1 protein-coding gene is annotated in these 283 nt (G+C 28.6%); it reads right to left on the bottom strand.

Annotation, left to right across the window (positions count from 1 at the left end; translation table 11 throughout):
• Positions 1 to 100 precede the first annotated feature (100 nt).
• Positions 101 to 232, bottom strand: coding sequence for a hypothetical protein (locus HU755_RS27735; RefSeq protein WP_272978345.1), 132 nt, complete (start codon positions 230 to 232; stop codon positions 101 to 103).
• Between the last annotated feature and the right edge of the window lie 51 nt (positions 233 to 283).

The following is a 283-nucleotide window of genomic DNA, read 5'->3' as shown; positions in this document are numbered from 1 at the left end:
CATTTATTCTTCAAAATCCATTTCCATTAGAAATCCAATGCTACAGAGGTGCAATATATGTAGAAATGAAAAAACTTGTAGAGGTAACCACGAAAAGGGGTTAATGTATATTTTTCTTTGAAATTTCCAGAACCTTTTCTAAAGTGATTATATTTTTCTCGATTGTCTTTAAATCTGAATGGCATTGTTTTAATAGGTTTTGAATTTCATTCCATTTATCGTTTTGTTTCATAAAAGCTTCTCCTTACAGAATTATGATAATAGTAAAAATTATGTGTAGCGG

The sequence above is a fragment of the Pseudomonas sp. SWRI111 genome, from assembly GCF_014268555.1.
Lineage (GTDB): Bacteria > Pseudomonadota > Gammaproteobacteria > Pseudomonadales > Pseudomonadaceae > Aquipseudomonas > Aquipseudomonas hamedanensis.
This window is presented reverse-complemented; position numbering and strand designations above follow the sequence as displayed.